Origin of the sequence: Prevotella sp. TCVGH (assembly GCF_023522295.1) — a bacterium.
In the GTDB taxonomy this organism is placed as follows: Bacteria; Bacteroidota; Bacteroidia; order Bacteroidales; family Bacteroidaceae; genus Prevotella; species Prevotella timonensis.
Genome location: NZ_QFFX01000116.1, coordinates 1 through 3,371, shown reverse-complemented (window position 1 = coordinate 3,371; position 3,371 = coordinate 1). Strand labels below are relative to the sequence as shown.

General features: G+C 37.9%; 3 protein-coding genes and 1 pseudogene. All 4 read left to right on the top strand.

Annotated features, from left to right (window positions below):
- Positions 1–980: pseudogene (locus DEM91_RS12250) on the top strand (hypothetical protein); the annotation flags it as partial.
- An 18-nt stretch (positions 981–998) separates the two neighbouring features.
- A complete protein-coding gene (locus tag DEM91_RS12245; protein ID WP_102189046.1) occupies positions 999–1,226 on the top strand; it encodes a hypothetical protein in 228 nt (75 codons plus the stop codon).
- A gap of 140 nt (positions 1,227–1,366) precedes the next feature.
- Positions 1,367–2,077: a DUF6577 family protein gene (locus DEM91_RS12240; protein WP_249859094.1), complete on the top strand. Its 711-nt coding sequence runs from the start codon at positions 1,367–1,369 to the stop codon at positions 2,075–2,077.
- Positions 2,074–3,141: a nucleotidyl transferase AbiEii/AbiGii toxin family protein gene (locus tag DEM91_RS12235; protein WP_249859093.1), complete on the top strand. Its 1,068-nt coding sequence runs from the start codon at positions 2,074–2,076 to the stop codon at positions 3,139–3,141. The genes DEM91_RS12240 and DEM91_RS12235 overlap by 4 nt, the downstream gene beginning before the upstream one ends.
- The last annotated feature ends 230 nt before the right edge of the window (positions 3,142–3,371 follow it).

Sequence of the window (3,371 nt, the reverse complement as noted above, 5' to 3'; positions counted from 1 at the left end):
TTGGCGAATATTCATTTGATATAGACAACTTTGAAAAAGCAGATAAATCATATCTTAATGCCAGCAAAGACATTTTTCTCGTTCCGTTGAATCATCAACCGTGGAATCCCAAGTCAGGCGTTAGAATTGCAGACATTAATAAGGCTATTGGTGAGAATGACGCACAAAACGTTTATTCCTATGTATGGGTGAAATGTAAAATTTATGACCATAGCACAGGTCAATATGTTGTTGGCGACTACAATAGTTATGGCGTTACTTATTTTCCTTTCAAAGCTGATTTGAAAGCAGGAAAAAGATACAAATACAAGATTACTATTATGGATGACTTCATTGGCTACCCTGACCAAAATACAACACTCCAAGAGCCTAAACTTGGTTGGGTAATATCCGATGCTGGCAATATTTTCTCCACTTGTGAAGAAGCAGACAATGCAGGTGAGAAACCTGTTGCCATGATTGCATATATAAGTGATAATGGTAACGGACCTGCACCTTATAGCAAACATGGGCTTGCCATATCTTTGCGAAATCTAAAAAGCCCGGACAGGACTAACTTGTTCTTAATAGAGGAATTGGAAAAAGTAGACACATACCTTTCTGAATATCAGAAAGTAGCGCCATCTTGGACCCAATGGTATGTGCCAAGATTCAAAGATTTTGATTTAATATTTGATGCTTTTGGCGGTACTAAATATAGTAATAAACCACATTATACAACCCAACCGTGGGACTATGGAAGACTTAATGATTTTATGGAATCAACAGAACGGTATGGTGAAGACGAGGTTTATCATGATTGTTTTATAGGATACCTACCACCGTATTACGATTGGCAACCATCCCGTTATTGGATTAATGTTTCCGAGAATTCAAACTCATCATTTTTGTGGTTATATGATATTAAGGGTAAGCAGTACTTACAATGGCACCGAACTGCACTGGGAGGCTGTTTTATACGTCCTGTATTTAAATTTTAATTCTTAAAATGTAAAAAGATGGAAACAAAAAAAATAGAAATAAACAATCAGATAAAGAAGAAATATATAGCACCAAAAATTACGATTTTTGAAATGGGTGAACCTGTACTGGCAGCAACTTCTCCAAGTGAGGATCCGAGGATGGAAGTCGGAGTAGACGACTGGATCGATGATGAAGAAATAAACTCAACAAATGCAAAACATTTTTTCCATGTCTGGGAAGATGAAAATAGAGAAGAACTTTAATGATTAAGATACTCTACAACTTGGTTTAACAAAATCTACAAGTTATATCATGTGTATTAAGATGTGTTAGATTTTGGCAATTTGTTTGTTTTATTGCCAAAATCCAACTATCTTTGCACCGAACTATTAGTGATAGTAGAATGAACGTCAATAATATCATTTTAGATTTTGCAAACACCAATAAGGAGTTCAGGACGAATGACTTGTTTGAGTATCTTTCTGGAAAGTTTGAACTTTCCAAGAAGATGCTGTCTTGGCATTTACGCAAGTTGATGGATGAAAACAAAATATTCAGAATAAGCAAGGGAGTATATACGACTACTCCCAAAGATATTTTTCGCCCGGTTCCCAATACTCATTCCATTCGGTTGTACAAGAAATTAAAAGCGGAATATCCCTTATTGGACTTTTGTGTCTATAACGGCGAAATACTGTCTGACTTGCAGCATCACCTGTCGTATAACAACAATATTTATATCGAAACGGAGCGTGATGCCACTGAAACCATTTTCCACTTTGTACAGGATATGCACGAACGCAGTTTCCTTTCTCCAAAGGAAGACATGATGTCCGATTATATTCGGCTGGACAAAAGATCCTATATCGTAAAGCCTCTTGTTTCAGAGTCTCCCATACAGGAAGTAAACGGCATCAATGTACCAACAATCGAGAAACTTTTAGTTGACATCCAATGCGATAAGGATTTCTTTTACATGCAGGGGCAGGAAGCCCTGTACATGATGCAGAATACCTTTGCTAACTATAATGTAAATGTAGGTATGCTGTTGCGGTATGCCTCACGACGCAATATTAAATTGCAAATAGAAAAATATATCAAGGAATTTGTATGATCAAGAAAGAATGTATGACTACAGAATGGATAAAGACCATGTCTGTTCGTAACAAATATAAGGACTTGAACCTGATAGAGAAAGTCATCAGGGCAATGTCCCTGCTGGAGATGCTGAAATTGTCCGGATGCCCTTTCTGCTTCAAGGGCGGTTCGGCTCTGATGCTTATTTTGGGAGAATCCGCTCACCGACTATCCATCGATATTGACATTATCTGCCCACCCGGGACGGATATTGAGCCATATTTGAAAGATATAGAAAAGTTCGGCTTTATATCTATGACCCTTGATGAGCGGCAGCAGAGAGACACGAATATTCCCAAGAACCACTCGAAATTCTTTTATCACATCGCTTATAAGAACGATGATAAACCTGCGTATATACTGCTTGATGTCCTCTACGAGGATTTACAATACCATGCGACTGAAGAAGTTGAGATTAAAGGTCCTTTTATAGAATTGGACGGTGATCCGTTGAAGGTAACCGTGCCATCCGTTGATGATATTCTCGGTGATAAACTAACGGCATTTGCCCCCAACACCTCGGGTATTCCTTATATCAAGGGAGGCAGAGACCGCTCGTTGGAAATTATCAAGCAGTTATATGATGTAGGCAGGCTGTTTGAACATTCCGGTAACTTTCAGCACACTAAGGATACTTTCATCCAAATTGGGAAAATAGAATTGCAATACCGTGGCTTACCCGCTGAACTTTCACTCATTTATGAGGATATTAGAGAGACCGCATTGTGTCTGGCTACCAGAGGGCAAATTGGTAAAGGTGATTTCAAAATGCTACAAAGTGCCATTAAGAAAATAGACGGCTACATCTATAAGGGGAAATATCGCATAGAAGATGCTATCATAGATTCGGCTCGTGCAGCTTACCTTGCTACCTCAATAGAAAAATCAAATGCAGAAATAGAGAAATACGATGGAAATCCGAACACCATACTTGCTATGGAATTGTCTCCTTCCGTCAATAATAAACTCAACAGATTGAAGAAAACACTACCTGAAGCTTTTTTCTATTGGGTTAAGACAAGCGAACTATTACAAAAATAATCAGTTAGATTTTGGTAATAAGCAAGTATTATTGCCAAAATCTAACCAACTCAACAAATAACTATAAATACACTTCCATTAGTGTCTCCACTTGGGTCTGAAACTCTGCAAAGGGCTATCCTCTTCTTTGTCTTGGACAGGGTTGTTTTCATTTTTTGGCTTATATGACAAAAATGTGCATAATTTAGAGTCGTTTTCTTTTATGTGACAAAAATGTGCATGGAATCTTC

Excerpts from the sequence above, each read along its gene's own strand:
- DEM91_RS12240 (WP_249859094.1), top strand. The coding sequence starts at position 1,367 with ATGAACGTCAATAATATCATTTTAGATTTTGCAAACACCAATAAGGAG.
- DEM91_RS12235 (WP_249859093.1), top strand. The coding sequence starts at position 2,074 with ATGATCAAGAAAGAATGTATGACTACAGAATGGATAAAGACCATGTCT.
- DEM91_RS12245 (WP_102189046.1), top strand. The coding sequence starts at position 999 with ATGGAAACAAAAAAAATAGAAATAAACAATCAGATAAAGAAGAAATAT.